General features: G+C 40.0%; 22 protein-coding genes, 1 tRNA gene and 1 pseudogene. 17 read left to right on the top strand and 7 right to left on the bottom strand.

Annotated features, from left to right (window positions below; translation table 11 throughout):
* Positions 1-65 precede the first annotated feature (65 nt).
* Positions 66-1,124, bottom strand: a complete 1,059-nt coding sequence (rlmN, locus tag HOD97_03055) for a 23S rRNA (adenine(2503)-C(2))-methyltransferase RlmN (protein ID MBT4280591.1) — start codon at positions 1,122-1,124, stop codon at positions 66-68.
* Positions 1,121-1,567 (bottom strand): DUF1801 domain-containing protein, encoded by a 447-nt coding sequence (locus HOD97_03050; protein MBT4280590.1) that lies wholly within the window; start codon positions 1,565-1,567, stop codon positions 1,121-1,123. The genes rlmN and HOD97_03050 overlap by 4 nt, the downstream gene beginning before the upstream one ends.
* Before the next feature lie 378 nt (positions 1,568-1,945).
* Here HOD97_03050 and HOD97_03045 point away from each other — a divergent pair, with 378 nt between their 5' ends.
* Positions 1,946-3,772, top strand: coding sequence for an excinuclease ABC subunit C (locus HOD97_03045; protein ID MBT4280589.1), 1,827 nt, complete (start codon positions 1,946-1,948; stop codon positions 3,770-3,772).
* Between the two features lie 67 nt (positions 3,773-3,839).
* Positions 3,840-5,702: a S8 family serine peptidase gene (locus tag HOD97_03040; protein ID MBT4280588.1), complete on the top strand. Its 1,863-nt coding sequence runs from the start codon at positions 3,840-3,842 to the stop codon at positions 5,700-5,702.
* Here HOD97_03040 and HOD97_03035 read toward each other — a convergent pair.
* On the bottom strand, positions 5,699-6,238 hold the full coding sequence (locus HOD97_03035) for a TlpA family protein disulfide reductase (GenBank protein ID MBT4280587.1): 540 nt from the start codon (positions 6,236-6,238) through the stop codon (positions 5,699-5,701). The two genes, HOD97_03040 and HOD97_03035, sit on opposite strands and share 4 nt — an antisense overlap.
* 42 nt (positions 6,239-6,280) lie before the next feature.
* On the bottom strand, positions 6,281-7,234 hold the full coding sequence (locus tag HOD97_03030; GenBank protein MBT4280586.1) for a pyridoxal-phosphate dependent enzyme: 954 nt from the start codon (positions 7,232-7,234) through the stop codon (positions 6,281-6,283).
* A gap of 65 nt (positions 7,235-7,299) precedes the next feature.
* Here HOD97_03030 and fabG point away from each other — a divergent pair, with 65 nt between their 5' ends.
* Positions 7,300-8,049: a 3-oxoacyl-ACP reductase FabG gene (gene fabG, locus HOD97_03025; protein ID MBT4280585.1), complete on the top strand. Its 750-nt coding sequence runs from the start codon at positions 7,300-7,302 to the stop codon at positions 8,047-8,049.
* 81 nt (positions 8,050-8,130) lie between these two features.
* On the opposite strand, the gene HOD97_03020 is transcribed toward fabG, so the two are convergent.
* The gene (locus tag HOD97_03020) at positions 8,131-8,574 is read right to left on the bottom strand and encodes an Hsp20/alpha crystallin family protein (protein ID MBT4280584.1); all 444 of its coding nucleotides are present in this window, start codon (positions 8,572-8,574) and stop codon (positions 8,131-8,133) included.
* 315 nt (positions 8,575-8,889) lie between these two features.
* Between HOD97_03020 and HOD97_03015 the strand changes: the two genes are divergently transcribed.
* The 3 genes from HOD97_03015 to HOD97_03005 are packed head-to-tail and all read left to right on the top strand — an operon-like array spanning position 8,890 to position 12,899.
* A complete protein-coding gene (locus HOD97_03015) occupies positions 8,890-10,113 on the top strand; it encodes a DegT/DnrJ/EryC1/StrS family aminotransferase (GenBank protein MBT4280583.1) in 1,224 nt (407 codons plus the stop codon).
* A gap of 15 nt (positions 10,114-10,128) precedes the next feature.
* A complete protein-coding gene (locus tag HOD97_03010; GenBank protein MBT4280582.1) occupies positions 10,129-11,574 on the top strand; it encodes a TldD/PmbA family protein in 1,446 nt (481 codons plus the stop codon).
* 2 nt (positions 11,575-11,576) lie between these two features.
* Positions 11,577-12,899 (top strand): TldD/PmbA family protein, encoded by a 1,323-nt coding sequence (locus tag HOD97_03005; protein ID MBT4280581.1) that lies wholly within the window; start codon positions 11,577-11,579, stop codon positions 12,897-12,899.
* A 24-nt stretch (positions 12,900-12,923) separates the two neighbouring features.
* Here the strand turns inward: HOD97_03005 and HOD97_03000 are convergent, their stop codons facing one another.
* The gene (locus tag HOD97_03000) at positions 12,924-14,018 is read right to left on the bottom strand and encodes a DUF3524 domain-containing protein (GenBank protein MBT4280580.1); all 1,095 of its coding nucleotides are present in this window, start codon (positions 14,016-14,018) and stop codon (positions 12,924-12,926) included.
* A gap of 12 nt (positions 14,019-14,030) precedes the next feature.
* Positions 14,031-14,114 (bottom strand) — tRNA-Leu (locus HOD97_02995).
* Positions 14,115-14,219: 105 nt separating this feature from the next.
* On the opposite strand from HOD97_02995, the gene smpB reads away from it, so the two are divergent.
* The 11 genes and pseudogenes from smpB (at position 14,220) to HOD97_02940 (ending at position 23,400) form a co-directional block, all read left to right on the top strand.
* On the top strand, positions 14,220-14,678 hold the full coding sequence (smpB, locus tag HOD97_02990) for an SsrA-binding protein SmpB (GenBank protein ID MBT4280579.1): 459 nt from the start codon (positions 14,220-14,222) through the stop codon (positions 14,676-14,678).
* Positions 14,675-15,871, top strand: coding sequence for a tyrosine--tRNA ligase (locus tag HOD97_02985; protein ID MBT4280578.1), 1,197 nt, complete (start codon positions 14,675-14,677; stop codon positions 15,869-15,871). Before smpB ends, HOD97_02985 begins: the two co-directional genes overlap by 4 nt.
* A complete protein-coding gene (locus tag HOD97_02980) occupies positions 15,868-17,487 on the top strand; it encodes a hypothetical protein (GenBank protein ID MBT4280577.1) in 1,620 nt (539 codons plus the stop codon). Before HOD97_02985 ends, HOD97_02980 begins: the two co-directional genes overlap by 4 nt.
* Positions 17,484-18,371 (top strand): ATP-binding cassette domain-containing protein, encoded by an 888-nt coding sequence (locus tag HOD97_02975; GenBank protein MBT4280576.1) that lies wholly within the window; start codon positions 17,484-17,486, stop codon positions 18,369-18,371. Before HOD97_02980 ends, HOD97_02975 begins: the two co-directional genes overlap by 4 nt.
* 32 nt (positions 18,372-18,403) lie before the next feature.
* Entirely contained in the window at positions 18,404-19,585 is a 1,182-nt protein-coding gene (locus HOD97_02970) for an ABC transporter permease (GenBank protein MBT4280575.1), read from the top strand.
* Between the two features lie 101 nt (positions 19,586-19,686).
* A complete protein-coding gene (gene trxA / locus HOD97_02965; GenBank protein MBT4280574.1) occupies positions 19,687-20,013 on the top strand; it encodes a thioredoxin in 327 nt (108 codons plus the stop codon).
* A gap of 13 nt (positions 20,014-20,026) precedes the next feature.
* Positions 20,027-20,953 (top strand): thioredoxin-disulfide reductase, encoded by a 927-nt coding sequence (gene trxB / locus HOD97_02960; protein MBT4280573.1) that lies wholly within the window; start codon positions 20,027-20,029, stop codon positions 20,951-20,953.
* A gap of 43 nt (positions 20,954-20,996) precedes the next feature.
* Positions 20,997-21,707, top strand: coding sequence for an ATP-binding cassette domain-containing protein (locus HOD97_02955; protein ID MBT4280572.1), 711 nt, complete (start codon positions 20,997-20,999; stop codon positions 21,705-21,707).
* A 68-nt stretch (positions 21,708-21,775) separates the two neighbouring features.
* Positions 21,776-21,967: pseudogene (locus tag HOD97_02950) on the top strand (PspC domain-containing protein).
* Between the two features lie 189 nt (positions 21,968-22,156).
* Positions 22,157-22,408 (top strand): PspC domain-containing protein, encoded by a 252-nt coding sequence (locus HOD97_02945; GenBank protein MBT4280571.1) that lies wholly within the window; start codon positions 22,157-22,159, stop codon positions 22,406-22,408.
* 8 nt (positions 22,409-22,416) lie between these two features.
* Positions 22,417-23,400, top strand: coding sequence for a D-glycero-beta-D-manno-heptose-7-phosphate kinase (locus tag HOD97_02940; GenBank protein ID MBT4280570.1), 984 nt, complete (start codon positions 22,417-22,419; stop codon positions 23,398-23,400).
* Positions 23,401-23,432 lie beyond the last annotated feature (32 nt).

Below are 23,432 nucleotides of genomic sequence, written 5' to 3'. Positions count from 1 at the left end.
AGATTTTCTCGTCGAATAATGAATCAACGCAAAGACGCAGAGGTACCGAGAAATTAGAAAGTTTTTCATGCCAAGCCCTTTTCTAGTTTAGATGCGAGTTGCCCGCATGCGGCATCAATATCTTTGCCACGGCTTCGCCGAATATTGACCTCAATTCCGCTGCGTTCCAAAATTGCTTGAAATTGACGGGTTGCTTCCGGATTTGATTTCTGATAGGGGACACCCTTCACTGGATTATATTCAATAATGTTTACTTTTACATCCATACTTGAACAAAAATCTGCGAGACTTTTGGCATCCTTCTGAGTATCATTAAACTGGTCGAACAAAATATATTCAAGTGTAACCATTTTTTCGGTGGATTTACAGAAGTAGAGTAGGGCAGTTTTTAGAGATTCTAAATTATTGCTTTCGTTGATTTCCATGATTTTTTTTCGCTTTTCGTCAATGGCGGAATGGAGTGAAAGCGCAAGATTGAATTTCACCTTATCGTTTGCCAGTTTCTGGATCATTTTTGAAATTCCGGCGGTGGATATGGTAATGCGCCGCGGTGAAATTCCGAGTCCGATTATGGATGTAATTTTTTCTATGGAATCCAAAACATTTCCGTAATTCAAAAGTGGTTCGCCCATTCCCATATACACAATATTTGTGAGAGGTCGGTCAAATCTTTTATTGGCCCAGTCTCGAATAAGTCTGACTTGATCATACATTTCAGACGCGCTGATATTTCGAAAAGTTTGCATGGATCCGGTCGCGCAAAAAGCACAGGATAAACTGCAGCCGACTTGGGAAGAAATGCAGGCAGTCATGCGGCTTGAAGTTGGAATCAAAACGCCTTCGCAAAAAAGTCCGTCTTGCAGTAGAAATGAAAATTTAGTAGTTCTGTCCTTACTTACCTGCGATTCTGCAATCGTGACTGGATTGATCATGAAATGATTTTTCAAGAGTTCGCGAATATCTTTCGAAAGATTGGTCATATCATCAAAATCTTCGGCGGAATTTTTCCACAGCCATTCATAAACCTGCTTGGCGCGGAAGGGTTTTTCGTTGCGATCTTCAAAAAATGCAGTGATTTCTGACAAGTTAAAGGAACGGATATCTTGTTTCTTCATAGAATTCATTTTTTCTTCACAGATTCGTAATGTTTGATGTATTCATTTACAGAAAAATTTCGAATGAGTTCTAGAATAGTTTTGAGGGGAATTTTTTCTAGTTTCGTAAAGCGAATACAGGATTTTCCCATGTTGGGTTTAACGCCCATATCGGAAAAGGCTTTTTTTAGTTTTTTGCGTTGAGACGGAACCATGTAGCAACCCATCATGTAAATAGCGATGTGGTTTTTTTGCGAAGCGATGGACGCAATGCCGAGCGGCTGTTTATTGTAAGTGTGCGGATAAGTCTCTAGAGGAATCTCATAACAAAGCATACCCCAATTCATAGATTCGACATATCCGTCCGGTAGATTATCCAAGATTTTTTCTCGAATTGTAGAAACGATTTCCCGTCTATCTTCGGGAAGTTCTTGTAAATACGCTTCGGCAGTTTGGGATTTACTTTGGACCATTTATTTTTGAATTTGGATTTGGATTGAGGTATTCTGATCGTTCCTTCAATTTACCATGATGGATTTCCTGAAACAAAATAATGGTAAATAAAAAATGACTATAAGAAATGAGTCATTCCGAACGCAGAGAGAAATCTTCTTCTTTTAACCTCGGTGTTTCGCAAATGAAGATTCCTCTCCGGCAACCGGCGGATCGGAATGACAATTGTGGATTATTTCAGTAGCACCATCTTCCGAGTTTGCCTGAATCCATCTGTTTCAATAGAATACAAAAACATTCCTGCAGAAATAAATCAATTAGATTATTAAACAATTTTTTGGGAAGACTAAAAATAATAGTAGTTTTCAACAGGTCAACTATAGAATTAATACTGCAAAATGTCCCTTAAATCAAAACTGAAGCAAATCCCGACCAAACCGGGAGTGTACCGATTCAAAGACGGAAAGGGCACAATTTTGTATATCGGAAAGGCAAAAAACCTTCGAAACCGTGTTCGTTCTTACTTCCAGAAATCCAAGCATCAGCTGGCGAAGAATATTTCCATGGTCAAACGCATTGCAGATCTGGACTGGATCGTGGTCGGTTCGGAAGTAGAAGCATTGCTCACAGAAGCAAATTTGATCAAAGAACATCGCCCTAAGTACAACATTGATCTCAAAGATGATAAATCGTATCCTTATGTTCAAATCACGAAAGAACCTTATCCACAAGTGCTGCTGACGCGTGAAATCGTTAAAGACGGTTCGAAATATTTTGGTCCTTTTACTGATGTGTTTCTTCTGAGAAAGTCGCTAAAGGCATTGCACAAGATTTTCCCCGTTCGGTCATGCAGTTATTTTTTGGACGAAGATTTGATTGCGCAGAAAAAAGTGAAGCTCTGTCTTGACTATCACATTAAGAAATGTGAGGGACCGTGCGAAGGATTGGTCAGTGAAAAACAGTATAATAAAATGATTACCCGCGTGATTGACTTTCTGCATGGGCGTACCAAAGAAACAGAGGAATTCATACAAAAGGAAATGGTTGGCGCATCCAAAGGAAAACGGTACGAAGATGCGGCGATGTATCGGGACCAGCTGAAAGCGATAGAAAGTTTTAAGGCACGTCAGCGTAAGGTAGCTGCGGATTTCGAAGATAGGGATGTATTTGCGGTCGCTCGTGAAGATGACTTTGGAATTGCGACTATCATCAGAATCAGAAGTGGGCGGATTTTGAGCCGGGAAAAAATATCACTTCGCAGTTTAGATGAGGATGAGGCGGTTCTTATGAATTCGCTAATTACTCGGTTTTATTTAGAGGCTGATTTTATTCCCAAAGAAATAACTGTGCCTGTCATGCCGGGCGAAATAAACATCTTGACGGAATGGCTTAAAGGAAAACGTAAGGGTGCCATAAAAATTCATCAACCACAGCGTGGAGAAAAAGCGAGGGAAGTACGGCTCGCATTTCAGAATGCAAAACTGCTTTTGGGTGAGTGGCATTTGGAAAGGAAAAAAAGAAGAGAGCTCATCCCAAAAATGATCACCACGCTTCAAGACGACTTAATTTTGAAAGCACCTCCGCGACGGATAGAAGCATTTGACATTTCGCATTTGGGCGGAACCAACCCGGTGGCTTCGATGGTTTGTTTTGTGGATGGAAAAGCAAAGAAATCTCAGTACCGGAAGTACAATGTAAAAACTGTGAAAGGGATTGATGATTTCGCCTCTATGAGGGAAATCGTTTTAAGACGGTACAAGCGAGTCAAAAAAGAGAAGGGAAGCTTGCCGGATTTGATTTTGGTTGACGGTGGAAAAGGACAACTAAGCATGGCAGTTTCTGCATTGCGAGAGCTTGGATTGGATTACCTTCCGATTGTGGGATTGGCAAAACGGCTGGAGGAAGTATTTGTGCCTGGACAGTCAGATCCGCAATCAATTCATAAACTTTCGCCGGGACTCATTTTGCTAAGACGAATTCGTGATGAAGCGCATCGGTTTGCGATTACGTTCCAAAAACAAAAAAGAACCGCCGCAATTACCGAATCGGTTTTTGATTCCATCAAAGGAATGGGGCCCAAGCGCATTCAAAATCTATTTGCACATTTTGATTCGGCTAAGGAAATCGCAAAAGAGAATCCTGAAATTATTTCGAAAACCATCAAAATTCCCATGCCAATGGCGAAGGAAATTGTGATAAAAGCGAAATCCATCACCAAAAAATAATATCCATTTGATTAAAACTGTGATTTAAATCATCTTTAAATATTAACATTTATTGTAACTTTATTAGATGAAATCCTTACAAACAGCATGGGTATTGTTTCTTTTTCCGCTTTGTTTACAGTCGGCCGAATTTGATCCTAACGTTATTCTAGTTCAGCTTCACAAAAATGTCGGGCGATCTGTATTTGCATCAACCTTAAATCCGCAGAAATATGAAATAGAGAAGGTGGTCGTAAAGCGATTGGGGATTTACCGTATCCGTCTTGCCGATCAAAATATGCAGTCTGCGCCGGATGCTGTAAATGAATTAAGGGCAAATCCATGGGTTCAGGCAGCGCAGCTGGATCATAAAGTCACTCCGCGCGAAACCATTCCGGACGATCCTGAATTTTCCGATCAATGGTCCCTCAAAAATACTGGTCAAGGCGGTGGCACGCCAGACGCAGACATTGATGCGCCGGAGGCTTGGGATATTACTACATCTGGTGTGACTCTGCTTGGCGACACCATTGTAGTTGCCGTTGTAGATGGCGGAATGATGCTTAGCCATTCTGATCTTGAAGACAATCTGTGGGTCAATCGTGGAGAAATTCCAGGGAATAATATTGACGATGATGGAAACGGATACGTAGATGATGTGAACGGTTGGGATGCGTACAGTTCTGATGGTTCAATACCGAGTGATGGGCACGGAACACATGTCGGCGGTATTGTGAGTGCCCGTGGAAATAACGGCCTGCATGTTTCCGGCGTGAATTGGGAAGTGAAATTGATGGCAATTGCAGGATCGTCGTCAAATACCTCAACTGTGTTAGAAGCATATGGTTATGCATTGGATCAACGCATTGTTTATGATTCAAGTAACGGTGGACAAGGTGCATTTGTAGTTGCGACCAATTCCAGTTTTGGCGTTGACTTTGCCGATTGCTCTTCAGGTGATTATGTTTTGTGGGACAACATGTACACTGCATTGGGTGAAGCAGGAATTTTGAGCGCTGCAGCAACAATTAATAGCAATGCGAATGTAGATACTGACGGTGATGTACCGACCGGATGTGAAAGTGAATATCTTGTGACTGTTACCAATACCACCAGAAACGATGCGAAAAATAGTGGCGCAGCTTACGGTGCGACGACCATTGATTTGGGCGCTCCGGGTTCGAATATATTATCAACCTATTCAAATGGATCAACATCCAGTCTTACGGGAACATCCATGGCAACTCCGCATGTCGCCGGTGCGATTGGGTTTTTACACGCGGCTGCCAGCAACGGGTTTGCACAATATTATAAAAATTCACCTGCCGATGCCGCATTAGATTTAAAAGAAATCCTTTTAGCGGGTGTTGACACACTTGGAAGCTTAGAAGGAATTACCGTCAGTGGAGGAAGGCTAAATCTTTATAACTCTGCCTTGCTTGTAAATGGAATGGCATCAGCAGATTCCTTGGATCCCAACCCGGTGAGCGAACTTTCTGCAGCGATTCCGATGGATAATAAAGTGGTTCTAACATGGGTGGACCCAACACATTTAGCCGGTGGATATCCGATTTCTTCATTTTTTATCAAAGTGGTTAGGGATGATCAATTTATTGTGAATGTGAATTCAGGAACGGAGACGTTTACACAAGAATCCCTGCCGGGGAATATTCAATATTCATTCTCACTTATTACGACTCTTACTTCTAATGATTCCACCAGTATTCCTGCTATCGTGAGAGTTACTCCAACGGGAGAGGGATGCATGCGAGGAGATGCAACGCTTGATGGGCGAATTAGTATCGCCGATCCTTATCGAGTACTACAATTTATATTGGGCTACCGAGAAGAAACAGATTTAGAAATATGCACATCTGATGTTGATTTTGACGGCACACTGACCATTTTTGATTTTTTACTGATAGTGGACATCATGAATAATCAACCTTAGTTATTATCGTTATTCTGTTTTTCTGAAACGAGTTCTCTAATCACCTCAATCATCCGATTGAATTCATTCTCTTCAAATAAGCGCGTCAAGAAAACAATTTTTCCATTTTGATCGATTACGATATTTCGTGTAACGCCGGCTTTTTTATTGGCAAATAATCCGAATATTCCCGCACCCGGATCAAGCGCCATCGGATAGGTAACTTTCATTTCTTTGGTAAATTTTTTAACCACGTCCAGCGGTTCATCCCGATCCACACCGATCAAAATAAAATCTTTATCTTTGAAGCGCTGCCAGACTTCCTTCTCCAAATGGGGCATTTCTTTTCGGCAGACAGAACACCAGCTGGCGGTGAATTGCAGAACTGCCACTTTTCCTTTTAGATCTGATAATGAGATGGATTCCCCATGAATTAATTCGAGGGAAAAATCGGGACATATATCGCCAATTTTCACTATATAGCCACGGTCATCCGGTTCTATCCCAAAAATGAAATGTGAAATCAAAAATAAAATGGTGAATTCTCTAGTTATCATCTTTATCCAATTTTCCATATTCCTAACCTTAATCCTAATCCATCAGCCATTAAACCCTTGTTTTTCCATCCATGAATCAGAAACAAATTTACTCAGATAGTTGCGAATACTGTCCGGAAGGATGACAAGGCATTTTTGGTTTTCTGTTAATGTTTTAGCTTCCTGTAGCGCAGCCCAAACCGCAGTGCCGCTTGATCCACCGCATAAAAGACCTTCTTCTTTGATTAGTCGGCGCGCAATGTTAAAACTATTTTCATCATTCACCTTGATGTATCGGTCAATCAAATTGTTTTCGAGCACATCGGGGAAAAAATCGTAGCCGATTCCTTCGACTAGATAAGATTCTACGACGTCACCGCCGCCAAGAATGGATCCGAAAGGATCTGCACCAATGATGGTAACATTCGGTATGGCTTCTTTAAGTCTTTTGGCAACTCCGGTGATGGTTCCGCCGGTCCCCACGCCCATCACAACCATATCAAGGTCGGTTCCGAATTCGGTCAGGATTTCTTCGGCAGTCCCATAATAATGTGCATCAGGGTTATCAGGATTTTCATATTGATCCAGGATGTGGGAATTCTGTATTTCTTTGTTCATTTTATTGGCAATGCTCAGGTGACTTTCAGGATCGTCCCAAGCGGCTTCTGTTGGCGTCCGGACAATTTCAGCGCCGAGTGCTTCTAGAACAACCTGCTTTTCCATACTCATTTTTTCGGGCATGACAATGATCATTTTGTAGCCTTTTACCGCAGCGGCAAGCGCCATCCCGATTCCCGTATTCCCGGAAGTGGGTTCAATAAGCGTATCGCCGGGTTTTATGCGTCCGGATTTTTCCGCTTCTTCAATCATGCGGACACCAATTCTGTCTTTAACCGATCCACCCGGATTAAAAAATTCACATTTCCCGAATAATTGACAATCCAGAGGGGAACCTATTTTTTCGAGTTTTACAACCGGCGTATTTCCGGTTGCCTCTAAAATGGAATTAAACGCCATCGAGAATCCTTTCAATGATTACCATGTTTATCTAATTTCATCCTTCAAATTACAACCAATAAACTATGAGCTCTGAAAAATATATTTTAAAAGAAAAGGTGGCTGTCATCACCGGTGGCGCAAAGGGAATTGGGAAAGCTGTGGCCCAACTTTTTTCTGATGAAGGTGCAATGGTTGCCATCGCAGATTTTGATGCAGATGCAGGAGAAGCTACCACAATGGAAATTGGTGATTCAGCTGCATATTTCCAGGTTGACGTGCAGGATGGAGCAAGTGTAACAGCATTATTTAAAGGCGTCCAACAACACTTTGGACGTGTGGACATCCTAATTAATAATGCGGGAATTTTAATGGATAGCACTCTAAAGAAATTAGATGAGGAAAAGTTCGACCGTGTGATCAATGTGAATTTGAAAGGTGTATATTTATGCACAAAAGCAGCAGCCGACATTATGCGAGAACAAGGGGGAGGTGTTATTGTAAATGCGTCTTCTATCGTCGGGAAATCCGGAAATTTTGGACAGACGAATTATGTGGCGTCTAAAGCAGGTGTGATTGGAATGACCAAGGTGTGGGCAAGAGAATTGGCTCGAGATGGAATTCGAGTGAACGCTATTGCGCCGGGATTTATTAAGACTGATATGACAGCGGGAATACCGGAAAATGTAATAGAGATGCTATCTGAAAATATTCCGCTCGGAAGATGGGGCGAACCCAAAGAAGTGGCACAATTATATTGCTTTCTCGCTAGCGATCTGTCTTCCTATATTAATGGCGAAACCATCAACGTGGACGGCGGTGCTCAAATAAGTTAATAGTTTTTATTTCATACATATCTTGATAATAAAAAAGGGCTCATTTTTGAGCCCTTTTTCTTTGGTCCGGCAATATGCAAATTACGAGATTTTGATTTCTCTACCCTTTAGTTGAACGACTTCAGCCTTTGGAAGTGAAACCATCAACTGGCCATTTTTAAATTTGGCGGTTATTTTATCTTCCATTACATCTTCTGGCAAGTGGAAAGATCGTTCGAATGAACCGAATTGACGTTCACGTCTGTGATAATTTTCATTAGAATTATCCGTTTCTTCCTGCCGTTCACCTGTCAGAATCAGTAGATCATCTTTAATCTGGATCTTGACTTCCTTCTTAGACAATCCGGGCAAATCCGCAGTAAGAAGATATGCGTTGTCTGTTTCCGAAACATCCAATGCAGGTGTCCACGCTGATCGATTTACATTTTGCTGCGGAAGGTTCCATCCATCACCAAAAACATCATTTAACATTCTGTCGAAATTGCCAAATGTTGATTGCTGAGGAGTCCATTTTATGAGTTTCATGTTTATTTCCTTTCGTTTATGTGTTTTTGAAACTTTTCACTTCTGAATTGGACAAAATGTGTACCAAACTAATTCTTCATTCGGTTTTGGCAGAAGGTTTGAATAATTGGCAGACGTAGATTTATTTCTTTGCCACACTTCTGCAGTTTTGGCAAATCTGATTTTCTTCAACTCATTTAAATTGATTTCGAGCCGTTGAAAATAGTTTTCTCGAAACGATTTACTTTATGCATCAATTTGCGTTAAAAAAGAGAAAATATTTAGGTGAGATTGAATTGAATTCATGTAATTTTGATAGAATTAATAAGGTGGTATATGAGTGATTTAGCATTATTCGGCGGTAACCCTATCCGCACCGAGCCGTTTCCTGATTGGCCGAGATCAACGAAAGAACTGCGTGAAAGTTTGATGAAGACTTTTGATTCTGAAGGTTGGGGTGTTGGCAGTGCAATTATTACGGAATTTGAATCCGGATTTGCAGAATTTCAGGATGCCAAATATTGTATAAGCACAAGTTCCGGCACAACAGCACTTTGGGTTTCGCTTAAAGCGGCCGGTGTTAAAGCAGGCGACGAGGTCATTATTCCGCCTTACACTTTCATTGCAACTGCGTCAGCAGTGCTCATGGCAAATGCTGTGCCTGTTTTCGCTGACATAGATCCCAAAACATTCAATATGGATCCGGATAAAGTTGAGGAAGCAATTACGGATAAAACCAAAGCGATTATGCCGGTCCATATTGCAGGAAATCCTGCTGATATGGATTCGATTCTTGCTATTGGGAAAAAACATGGAATTCCAATTATCGAAGACGCAGCACAAGCGCATGGTGCAGAATGGAATAGAAAAAAAGTAGGTGCTTTGGGTTTGGGAGGAATTTTTAGTTTTCAGACCTCAAAAAATATGACTTCCGGCGAAGGTGGCGCTATCATTTCTAATGACGATCAATTTATGGATGCGTGTTTTTCCTACCATAATTGCGGTCGGGTCAAAGGTGGTGAATGGTACGAACATTCTCATCTTGGCGGAAATTTCCGACTGAATGCAATGGCGGCAAGTATGCTTTTTCCGCAGCTTAAATCCATTCATAATGATATGGAAATCCGAGACCGAAATAAGACTAAGCTAGATGAAGCTTTGAAACAAATAGATGGCATTACTCCTGTGGAATCGTATTCTGGGACAACTCGCCAAGCGCACCATCTTTATATTACCAAATACGATACATCTGCTTTTAATAACATTTCGAGAGAGACTTTTTTCAAAGCAATGCAGGCAGAAGGCGTCTATACCTATATGGGATATTCACCGTTGTATCGAGAAAAATTATTTATTACAAATTCTGATGAATATCCTTGGCTTAAAGATAAAGATTACAAATCGTTAACGATGCCTGTTACCGAAATGATTGCAGATGAGCAAGCGGTTTGGCTAAAGCAGCATCATCTATTAGGGTCAGAAAAAGATACCCAAGATATTATAGATGCATTTGTGAAAGTGACATATGCCTTAAAGAACAACCCAAAATTATTTAATTAATGAGAAAGCGGAAAAATGACTAGAAAAGAAATTGATTTAAACCAATTATTAAACGAGGTCCAAGTTTCGGCTGATTGGATCGGACTACGTGAGGTTTACGAAAAAGTAACTCCACGAATGATCCGTGATGGCGTTCCTGTTGCAAATGGATCGTATGCAACACATGGCGTAATGGTTGAAGTTTTGATTGAGGGACAATTCGGTTATTATGGAACTTCAGATATTACCGCCGAAGGCATTTCAGACGCTGCTAAAAATGCTTACACACAAGCAAAATTGGCATCGAAATTCGGTTTGGTTTCTTTTACAGAAGAAGTTCGTCCGGCATATCAAGGAAAATATCAATCGCCGTTCGCAAAAAATAGCGATGCTATATCGCCTGGGCAACTAAATGAAATGCTTCTCAATATGAATTCAGCTTTAAAAGTATCGGATAAAATTGTTAGTGCAAGTTCGCTGGTTCAGGTGATAGAAACACATTTCAAATTTGTAAGCACAAATGGGAGTGATATTACGCAAAATTTCCTTTTGCTTGAGACCGATATGTCAGCCACAGCTTCAGAGGGAACCAATCAGCAAACACGAACTTTTGGTGGGATGCGTGGAAATTGTAAACAAATTGGGTTTGAATATTTTGATTCCCTTGATTTAGTCAGTCGGGCGGTTCAAATCGGCGAAGAAGCCATCGAATTATTGGATGCAGTAGAATGTCCAACAGGTGAGATGGATATTATTTTGGCACCCGACCAAATGATGTTACAAATTCATGAAAGTGTTGGGCACGCGCTCGAAATTGATCGAATTCTTGGAGATGAACGGAATTTCGCAGGATGGAGCTTTGTGAAGTTAGAAGATTTCGGAAACTTGCAATATGGGTCAAATCTCATGAATATAACCTTTGATCCTACCGTATCTGGCGAGTTTGCATCGTATGGGTTTGACGATGGCGGATTGAAGGCGGAACGTGAGTTTATCATTAAAGATGGAACATTATTGCGTGGGTTAGGTGGCATGGAAAGTCAAATTCGCTCGGGTATAAAAGGGGTCGCTAATTTTAGAGCCAGCAATTGGAATCGTTCCCCCATTGATCGAATGGCAAATTTGAATCTAGAACCTGGCGATGCCACTCGAGATGAAATTATCGCTTCTGTTGAAAAAGGTGTTTACATGGAAAGTAATCGATCTTGGTCTATTGATGATTATAGAAACAAATTTCAATTTGGATGTGAATATGGCAAATTGATTGAGAACGGGAAATTGACAAAAACGATTAAAAACCCAAATTACCGTGGTATCAGCAATCCTTTTTGGAATAGTTTAAAAATGGTAGGAAATAAGGACACATTTGGCATTTATGGGACGCCGAATTGTGGCAAAGGGGAGCCGAGTCAAATCATTCGGGTGGGGCATGCCTCACCTTTATGTTTATTTGAGAATATTCAAGTTTTTGGAGGTGCTTAATCATGAAGCAATTATTTAAATCGATTTCAAGTACGTTATTTGATTCCCTGAAAGAAGGCGAAATTTTGTCCGTTTCTTTGAGTGGAGAGAACAGTCAGTTCATTCGACTCAGCAAAGCAAAAATTCGCCAAACTGGTCTTGTTCATGATTTTGATTTAGGGCTGAAAATGATTCATAATGGGCGAACCGTTTCAGGAGGAATCACTTTGTCTGGCCACTCAGAATTTGACGAAGCCCAATCTTTGGAAATATTAGGTAATTTGAGGGAGGAAATCGTCCAACTGCCCGAAGATCCTTTTATCGTAATTCCGAAAGGGTCGCCTTCGAGTGATGAAATTCAAACTGCGAATGGATTGCACATCGACGATGCAGTTGGTGCTTTAATACCTGCAATGGCCGATGCTGATCTAGTTGGTATTTGGGCGAGTGGAAAAATTTATCGCGGTAATGCCAATTCGCTTGGACAATTTCATTGGTTTGAAACGGATTCATTTTCCTTAGATTATTCGTTAGTTACCCCAAATCACCAAATGGTCAAAGGAACTTTTTCAGGACAGGATTGGAACCAAGATGAGTACGAAAAAAATATAGCGAATAGTGTACGCAAACTCACATTAATGGATCGGAAACCGGTTAAAGTAACCCCCGGGGATTATAGAACCTGGTTTGAACCGGAAGCCGTTTCTGATTTTTTGGGGATGTTTTCTTGGTACGGAATCAGCGAAGGTGCAATTCAACGTCGGTCGAGCAGTTTTGGAAAAATGCGTTATGATGGTGTTAAACTTTCACCACATTTTTCATTGGACGAAGATTTTACTTCTGGACTTGTACCAAAATTCAATAATCTTGGAGAAATTGCTAACCCCAATTTGCCTCTGATTAAAAATGGGGAATTAATCAATGGGTTGGTGAGTTCACGAACGGCTTCTGAATTTGGTGTAGTATCAAATTTTGCTGAATCAGGTGAATATCTGCGAGCTCCTAAAATGAATACCGGGGATTTAAATTCAGATTCGGTGGTTGATGCCATCGGGGACGGCTTATTTTTATCAAATATCCATTATTTAAATTGGAGCGATAATGCCGGCGGACGTGTAACCGGATTGACGCGTTATGCGTGTTTTAAAGTAGAAAATGGTGAATTGGTTGCACCCATAGAGACTATGCGTTTTGACGACACAATTTATCGGTATTTTGGGACGGAATTGGAAGCAGTTGGGGATGAAGTAAAAATAATTCCAGAAATTGAAACATATAACGGAAGAGAAATTGGTGGAACCATTTGCCCAGGGATTTTAGTGAATGCTTTTTCGTTGACGCTTTAGATTCCAAAACTTTATACTTAAAACTCATATATTTTCCATGGCGTCGTCGTATTTGGGCGCCATGCTTTCCCAATCAAAAGGTTTTGCGATTTTGTGAAAATAGGTAGATCTGACCTGTTTGATATTTTGAATCGCATCTATTATTTTCTCACATAAATCATTTTCATTCTCATATAAATGTCCATGATGCAGATCAGGTGGAAGTAATTCCGGATACGTCAGTCTATTGGGTAAAATTGGCCACGTATTGCAATACATAGCCTCCATCACGCTTCCCCCAAAAAATTCTTGATTGGATGTAACGGGGATAATATCTGCCTTCCAGAGCCATTGAGCATAATCGGGAAAGGAAGCAGAATAACCCCATTGTACAATGTGTTGTTGAAACGTTTTTTCTGCTTCAGAAAAAGTTTCAGGAAATTGACTAAAATTCTCGCCTAAAACAGCCAGTTTAAAATCAATTCCGCTTTTGTTCACTTTTTTTAAAACCGAGAAAAAAGTGTCCGGGTTTTTATCATATTCCCAGCGGTGATTCCAAAGGATAATCGGAGTTTTCTCGTGATTTATTTTTTGTGCATCAAATTTTTGTAAATCCAACCCTAAGTAGAGCAATTGGCTTTTATCGCGAATAAAATCTACTGATTCCAATTCTTGATGATCAGGGAATTGGCGAAGGAAAGGTGGAAGTGCTTTGAGGAAAGAATCCATGTGGAATTCAGAATTAAAAAAAACAGTATCCGCAGCGAGTGCAGAAGTATAATTGATAAATCCATAATGGGTATCACGCTTATTTAGAATATCCCGATCTGTAGATGACCACGGATACGAAATTTGGTTTTCATGGAAATACATAGCTGTGCGAATTCCATGAGAATTATTTTTTGTGAGGGAAAGGAATGTGGTCAAATCCAACATATCTGTCGCAAGAATTATATCCGGACGCCAATTCATGTTGTTGAATTCTCGTGCTAAAGTGACAGCACCTCCGTGCATTCGCCATTTCCAAAATTGTCCTTTTAAACAAATTATCCGGACATCATGCCGACTATTTTTTGCGTATCCTTCAGCCCATTGTTTATGTGAACCGGTAAAATAGGATTCTAGTAATAGAATATTCATTTTATTAAAAAGTGCCCGAGACTGGACTCGAACCAGCATGCCTGTTAGAGCACACGGACCTGAACCGTGCGTGTCTACCAATTTCACCACCCGGGCAAATTTTACATTGCGGATTTTAGTTGTAACGCTCCACAGATTTCAAGGAATAAACTTGTACCGACCTTTAGTTTAAGGCTAATTTTTCGATCATTATTTTTGATTATGGAAACAAACATTGTTGTTACAAATAGGAAAGCACGTCACGAATATCATATTCTTGAAACATTTGATGCCGGAGTCGAATTACTTGGTACCGAAGTGAAAAGCTTGAGAGAAGGACGTGCAAACCTTCAGGAATCGTACATTCACATTCGTAGGGGTGAGGTCTTTCTTGTGGGTGCGCATTTCAGTCCGTATTCCCATCAAGGGTATGTTTCTCATGATCCTATTCGAAGTCGAAAACTTTTATTACATGCTAAGGAAATTAATAGCATTCAAAAACAATTGGATATCAAAGGCAGGACTGCCGTTCCACTGAAAATGTATTTTAATTCTCGGGGATGGGCAAAAGTGCAAATTGGGTTAGCAAAAGGAAAAAAACATTACGACAAAAAGGCAGCAAAAAAAGAATTAGATATCCGTCGTGAAACTGATAAAGAAATCAAGGAACAATACAAATGACATTTTTACCAATTAAAGAACAGTTAGCAATCATTCAACACGGAGTTGAAGACATTATTCCCGAAAAGGAATTGGTTTCTAAACTTAAAGAAAATCGTCCATTAATAATAAAACTCGGATGCGATCCAAGTCGACCGGATTTACATATTGGTCATGGAGTAGTATTACGAAAACTTAGACATTTTCAAGATCTTGGGCATGACGCAATTCTAGTAATTGGCGATTTTACCGCCATGATCGGCGATCCTTCCGGTAGGAATAAAACTCGTCCACAGCTCACATTGCAAGAAGCAAAATCCAACGCAAAATCATTTGTTGATCAAGCTAAGGTTATACTTGATATAACCAAGATTAACATTGTATATAATTCAGAATGGCTTAATGCAATGAATTTTAGTGATGTGATTGATGTTGCTAGTAAATACACTGTCGCGCGGATGCTTGAGCGTGATGATTTCACGAAACGATTTGACTCAAAAACACCCATTTCAATCCATGAATTTTTGTATCCGCTGGCGCAAGGAATGGATTCGGTTCATTTGGAAGCAGATGTAGAACTCGGTGGAACTGATCAGACATTTAACTTGTTGGTTGGGCGAGACCTCCAAGAAAGGCACGGACAAAAAGCGCAAGTTATTATTACGACTCCATTGCTCGAAGGAACAGATGGAGTAGAAAAAATGTCAAAATCTTATGGGAATCACATTGCATTAACCGATTCGGCTGAAAATATGTACGGAAAAACGATGTCAATTCCTGATAATTTAATTGAAAAATATTTCATACTTGCCGCCGATGCGTCCATCGAAGTGGTAAGTGACGTAAAAGAAAAATTAAACGATATTTCCCAAAATCCTCGAGACATAAAGCGAGATTTAGCCCGACGAATTGTAGCATTATATTACTCTGAAGAAGCTGCTGAAAAAGCTGAACAGCATTTTGACAAAGTTGTTGTCAGAAAAGTTGCACCGGACAATATTGATGAATACAAATTGAAAAAGGAAGAAAAAGTCGTTGAAATTATTTTTAATGCCGAATTGGTTACGAGCAAAGGAGAAGCGCGCCGAATGATTAATCAAAATGCAGTTAAAATAGACGGCATCCCCATTGCGGATATCCAAGACAGTTTGAAACCCGAGAAATCAGTGGTTATTAAAGTGGGGAAAAGAAGATTTTTAAGGATTATAGTATGATATTTAGAAAATGGCTTCCGATGGCGGCCATTGTTTTTACTGTAGGAGTTGCAAATCCAAATCCTCGTCTAGTGGTGTATATTGCGATTGATCAATTTCCATATCATATTTTGGAAAGGCTCAATCCATATTTTACCGGGGGATTTCGCTGGTTGCTGGATCATGGACATTTATATTCAAATACGCACCATGATCACGCATACACGGTAACAGGTACCGGCTATTTCACTCTCGGATCAGGAATGCATCCGGGAACGGGTGGAATTATCGGGAATCGCTGGTACGATCGAATTCGGGAAAAACGGGTGAACTGTGTTGAAGATCTTGAAGCAAAACCAATCGCTTATGAAGGGAAACCAAGATCTTATAGATTGGTAAACGCAACTGCACTCGGTGATTGGATGAAAGATGCCAATCCTAAAACAAAGGTATTTTCTATTGGAGGAAAGGATAGAGCTGCCATTTTTCTAGGTGGGAAAAACCCCGATTTAGCAACATGGTACAACAGCAAAGGTCAATTTATAACAACATCCTACTATGCGAATCGAATTCCAACTTGGCTTCGGAAATTTAATAGAAAACTTCATTTGGAAACGTATAAAGATTCTGTCTGGATTCGCGAATTGGAACCGTCTGTGTATTTAGATATTGCACGCCTGGATTTTTTTGAAGGGGAATTGGATTCGTATCATTCCGAGCCTTATTCTCCAGTGTTTCCAATAGGGTTTGATGATGATATTTCAACAGAAAAATTATTTATTGATATGCCGGGACGCCCCTGGTTTGGGAGAACAACTTTAGATTTAGCACTGACGATTTTTGAACATGAGGATTTAGGTCAGGATTCGGTAGTGGATTTGTTGGCTATTGGACTCTCATCTCCAGATTATATGGGTCATGATTATGGGCCTTATTCTCAAGAAATAGCAGATGTGTTTCTTAAACTTGATAAATATCTTGGCCGTTTTATATCGGTTTTAGATATGAAAGTTGGATTAGAAAATATCTTATTTGTGTTGACTTCTGACCACGGTGCTGCAACCATTCCTGAATATGCTTCTTTAAGCGGAATTGAAGCTGGACGCATCAACAGATCTACGATTCTTGCTGGTATTGACAATGCAAAGGAAGAGATTCGGAAAAAATACGGTCCATTTGATTTTTTACATATTTATGGGCAGACAGTGTATTTTTTTCAGAACGATCTGGATAATCTTGGCATAGATAGAAACATTGTTGTTGAAATCTTCAGAAACGCATTTAAGGATATTGAAGGTATCCGTGGTGTTGTTGATTTACGTGCGCTTGAATCCAGCGGACTCTCAGAATCAGAGCAAAGGATGTTTCGGAATATGATTCATCCTGAATTAAGTCCTGATTTGATGATTCTGGAAAAAGAGCACTATCTTCTCTGGAAAGAAATCGGAACAACGCACGGAACGCCGTATGAATATGATACGCACGTGCCTTTGGTATTTTCATCGCAATCTTTTCAGTCAGAAGAATATGATAAACGACAAATTTCCGTCAACATTGCGCCAACTATTGCACGAATTCTAAACATCCCATTTCCTGAAAAAGTAGATGGAAAACCTATTCGGAACGAAATTGAATGATTAAAATACAAAACATCCATAAACAATACGACAAAGTAACAGCTGTGGATCATGTCAGTTTTTCCGTTGAGACTGGCGATATTTTTGGTTTGCTTGGTCCGAACGGTGCTGGGAAGACAACCATTATCCGAATGTTAATGAGCATTATTGAGCCAGACTCAGGTACCATTCATTTAGATGGAACGCCCATGTTAGAAGTTTCCAGAAAATTATTGGGCTATCTCCCTGAGGAGCGAGGCTTGTATCCAAACCAAAAACTTTTAGAAACACTCATGTATTTAGGAAGCTTAAAAGGTGTTCCGAAAGACCAATTAAAACAAGATACCATGGCGTGGCTGAAACGGTTTGATTTAGCTCAAAATACACATCGAAAAATTCAGGAATTATCAAAAGGGAATCAGCAGAAAGTCCAATTTATAATGGCATTAATTCAGAAGCCAAAATTTGTAATTTTAGATGAACCGTTTACAGGATTGGATCCTTTAAACCAGTTACTACTTAAGGATATTATTGAAGAACAGAAACAGGAAGGTGTAACATTTATTTTTTCAACACATCAAATGGAACAGGTGGAACGGTTATGTACTAATATTTGTCTAATCAATCGAGGGAAAGTGTTAATTAATGGATCGCTCGAGGATGTACGAACAAAACATTCGAAAGATGCCGTAGAAGTTCAATTTAGAGGTGATTTGAACGGGGCTGGATTATCTGACTTTATGGATGATCCAAAAGTGATTGGTGCCTCGCTTAAAGGTGTTTTAAAAAAACCTCCACGGGAATTCTTAAAATGGCTAAATCCAAAGGTAGATATTGAATCATTTCAAATAGACAAACCTAGTTTAGAACAAATTTTCATAGAAGAAGTCAGAGCTTCCTCATGAATAAAGTTTTTCAAATAATAGCTTGGGAATACATGATAAGGGTACGGTCGAAGATCTTTATTTTAACAACGATTTTATTCCCGATTCTCATGGTAGGATCTGGGTTTTTAAGCGGCTATCTTGCAGACAAGGAAGGCACGGAATCCTATCATATCGGCATTGTCGATTATTCAGGCATCGGCGGTGATTATCTGGATCGGCTTGAAACAGAAATAAAATTGGAAGACGGATCATCCATGTTTAATCCGACTCAGTTTCAACAAGAAACGGATGCATTAGCTGCTTTGCTGGATGAAGAAATTTCTGCTTTTATAGTGATCCCTGAGGGAATTATGCTTGACGAAGTGCCGACCTTTTATGCCCGAAACCTGAGCAATATGAAAATCCAATCCGGTATTCGTGGAACCCTCAGCAGAACGGTTGTAACCCAACGGATGATTGATGAAAATATCAATCCCAGTTTAGTAAATGAATTGAGTCGGAGGGTTCATCTAGATCTTTTTGAAGTTGATGAAGATGGAGGCATAGAAAAAGGGGATAAAATAACAGGATTTCTCATACCATTCTTTTTTATGTTTTTACTCACCATGGTTATTTTTATAAATGGTCAATTATTGCTTCGTAGTGTCATTGAAGAACGCACAAGTAGAATGATGGAAATCCTATTGTCCACTGTTACACCGCGGCAATTGATGGCAGGAAAAATTTTGGGACTTTGTTTATTAGCAGTGACGCAAGTCACATTTTATATTGCAGTTGGCGCGGGGATGGGAACTTATTTTGAACTTCCAAATCTTCCGTATGATACTCTGCCAATTATTATCGCATTTTTTCTTGCGGGATTTTTCTTTTACGCCGCAATTTATGCAACGATGGGAACTTTGTTCGATTCCGAGCAGGAAGCGCAGCAGTCTATGGGATTAATATCCATTGTGGCGATGGTTCCTATGATAGGCGCAATTTATTTCATTAATAATCCCGGAGCGCCGATTACCAAGATATTATCCTTCATTCCGCCAATAACACCCTTTATGATGATTCTGAGAGTAACAACAGGCGAAGCAACAACCTTTGAAATTATATCTACCTTAAGTCTTCTGATTGTATGTATTTATCTGACGATCCGGCTTGCTGGAAAAATCTTCCATACAACCGTTTTAATGTACGGAAAAAAAATATCATTAAAAGAAATTTGGCGGTGGGCAAGAGCTTAAAATTTTGTCCATATAGACAAAATTGAATTTTGATGTTTTACAGTGTTTAGATTTCATGTAAACTCGATTCCTTATTTTTAACTCAAATTGGAGAAAGAACTATGGCAGACAATGTTGCTGAATTAAAAAAAGATAATTTTGATGTAGAAGTAGTACAATCAGAGGTTCCTGTATTGGTTGATTTCTGGGCAGAATGGTGCGGTCCTTGTAAGGCAATTGCACCGGTTGTTGAAGAAATTGCCACTGAATATGAAGGTAAAGTCAAAGTTGGAAAAGTAAACGTTGACGAAAATCAGGAATTATCACTGCAGTTCGGGGTGAGAAGTATCCCAACACTGCTCATTTTCAAAGATGGAAAAGTTGCCAACCAGGTCATTGGAGCTGTTCCAAAAACTAATATCACACAACTGTTAGATCAGTCTATCTGATTTAACATAAGCAATGAATCGGGAAGTTATTATCATTGGTTCAGGACCTGCGGGGCTTACAGCAGCTATTTATGCCGCGCGGGCAAATCTGAATCCTCTTGTATTTGAGGGAAACCAGCCGGGTGGTCAGTTAACCATCACCACTGATGTGGAAAATTATCCGGGGTTCCCGGATGGCATAATGGGGCCGGATCTTATGGATTTATTCCGTGATCAAGCCAAACGATTTGGATCTGAATGTTATTTTAAATCGGTAACTAAAGTGGACTTTTCATCCCACCCATTTAAAGTATGGGTTGGAGAAGAAGAATACGCATCCAATTCTGTTATTATTGCCACAGGAGCCTCTGCGAAATTGCTGGGACTTGAATCGGAAACAAAACTCATGGGGCATGGGGTATCTGCCTGTGCAACCTGTGATGGCTTCTTTTATAAAGATAAAAAAGTATACATGGTTGGAGGAGGAGACTCTGCTATGGAAGAAGCTATATTTTTAACCAAATTTGCGTCCGAAGTCATTATTGTTCATCGAAGGGATGAACTCCGTGCCTCGAAAATTATGCAGGAGCGGGCTCTCAATAATCCCAAGATTAAGGTTGCATGGAATTCAACCATTAAGGAAATCCATGGTACTGAAGAAACCGGTGTAACAGGTCTGACGCTTGAAGACACAAATACGAGCGACACTAGAGAAGAATCTTGTGATGGAATTTTTATGGCAATTGGGCATAATCCAAATTCCGGTGTATTCAAAGGACAGGTCGATTTAGACGATGTTGGATACATTGTGACCCAGAATGGGTCCACTGCTACATCGGTAAAAGGTGTTTTCGCTTGCGGTGACGTAACAGATCATGTTTACCGGCAGGCAATTACAGCAGCCGGATTAGGTTGTATGGCTGCCATTGACACAGAAAAGTACCTAGAAGCACAAAATTAACTTTATCCCGGTTCTGAGCTTTACAATCTGAATGGAGTAAAGTATGAACCAAAGAGCATCGCTTATTTTACAGGCAGAAGGTTTGTCTTTAGAACGCGGAGGAAGAAAAATCCTCAATATAAAAAAGCTGGAATTTCATAAAGGGATTATTTATGGACTTGCAGGACCTGCCGGTAGTGGCAAATCATCCTTCCTGAATGTAATATCCGGAATAGAGAAACCTTCAGCCGGAACCGTATTGTACGATAATAAACCGTTTCAATCCAATTGGTTGGGGAAACCGATTCAAAACCCTGATATTAAAATCGTCGGGGGGAACCGTCTGAATGGAAATGGTACCGGAGAATCTATCGTCCGAAATACATTCCCAGAAAAGGTAAATGAAATTCACAAAAAGCATTTCTTAAAAAGTAGATTTGGGCAACTTTGGACAACTAGATTGGGAAACATGACCCACGGCGAGCGGGCAGTTTTGGCCTCCATATTGGCGGTTGAAAGCGATCCAAGAGTGCTAATTATGGATGACTATGGTATTTATATGACAACGGAACAGGAATCTGATTATAGGAAAAATATCAAAAATATGGGTCAGAATTTGGGGACAACCATTATTCTTGCATCCCAATCTGATCATTTTTTACGTCAATTTGTTTCGGTTATGATTTATCTTGATAAAGGTCATGTTTCTAAAATCCGATCTGGAACAAAGAAGCAACAGCGTGGAAAACCCTACAAAAAATCAAATCGAAGATGATAAAAGTTCATGTTTTGAATATCAGCAATGAGAATTAAACTCAGGTAGTTTGAAGATAAAATCAATCAATGAATCCTATCAAAAAAATATATAGATCTCAGACAGATCGCGTGCTTGCCGGTGTGTGTGGAGGACTTGCGGAATATTTCAAAGTAGATCCTGCGTTAGTAAGGATTATTTGGATACTGGTTACATTGTTCGGCGGATCAGGAATTCTTGCTTACATCGTTGCTTTATTCATCCTTCCTCAAGAATTTGAGGTCAAAGGTGAAACGCCTCCCACCAAAAAAGATCATCAATTACAACCTATTTGGGGATTATTGCTCATCGTGTTAGGAATCGTGTTATTGATTCAGCACAGTGATATTGTTGGTCTGGCATGGAGTAAATTCTGGAGTTCAGGATTGAATATTTTTCTTGGCCTGTTTGTAATAGCATTGGGCATTTACATGATTGTAACCAAGAAAAGCGATTTATCTGGGATTTTTGATGTTAAGTCCACTTACCCACTTCATCTCTCTTTAGACAATAAGCAAATTGCAGGTGTATGCGGAGGAATAGGTGAAACATTGGTGATTGACCCAACTTTAATTCGTTTCTTGTGGGTTTTTGGTACATTATTAAGCGCAGGAATCGGCATCATTCTATATATAGTTCTTTCTTTGATTCTTCCTCAAGAAACACCCATTTCAGAAGAATAAATATAAAAATGAAACAGAAACGCTTTGTAGAAATAACCGGTCAATTTTCTAGCAAGAAAATTCTTGTGGTTGGCGATTTGATGATGGATACATACATGTGGGGAACTTCAGAAAGGATTTCTCCCGAAGCGCCGGTTCCCATTGTCCATGTAACTTCTGTAGAAAATAATCCGGGAGGGGCAGCCAATGTAGCATTGAACCTTGCTTCGTTGGGTGTTGATGTTTCGGTAGTGGGCGTTGTTGGAGAAGATTCTGAAGGGTTGGTGCTTAAAGATTTATTATCGGATACTGGAATTAATACAGATGGAATTGTCCGAGATGCTGACCGCCCTACAACTGTTAAAGCTCGGGTCATTTCTCAAGGACACCAAGTGGTTCGCACCGATAGAGAAGTGACATGGGTCCTCAGCGATGAGGTAGAAAATTCGGTTGTAGAAGCTGTCGAATCTCACTTGTCAGGTTTAGATGGAGTTATTCTTCAGGATTATAATAAGGGATTTTTTGGTCACGATTCATTGAAACGTATTCTTGAAAGTTTGGGGAAAGCTAAAATCCCAATTTATGTTGATCCCAAAAAGGACAATTTTCTCAATTTCAGACATGTGCGGTATTTCAAGCCAAATCTCAATGAGTTTGAATCTGCGTTATCCGCCGGTTATTCGCCAAACCAATTTGAGACGTATGGGCAAAATCTTCGAGAAAAATTGGACGCTGACATTGTGATGGTAACGCGTAGCGAAAAAGGTTCCACTCTCTTTACAAAAGATGGAATGCAAACCATCCCGACCCAAGCTCGCAAAGTGCATGATGTTTCGGGTGCAGGCGATACAGTTATTTCGGTTTTTACACTTGCAGACGTATCCGGTGCCACTCCGGAAGAATCTGCGAATATTGCCAATTTAGCTGCCGGAAGAGTGTGTGAGGAAATTGGGGTTGTTCCTATTACTGAAGCTATGTTGTCAGACATTTATACTCACCACAATTCTGATTAATTTTTCCCGCATCTTTATTTATACCTCAGTTT

The organism is Candidatus Neomarinimicrobiota bacterium (assembly GCA_018651745.1).
Taxonomy (GTDB): domain Bacteria; phylum Fidelibacterota; class Marinisomatia; order Marinisomatales; family TCS55; genus JAAZYX01.
The sequence above is the reverse complement of the archived record's forward strand: the minus strand, read 5'-3'. Positions and strand labels throughout refer to the sequence as shown.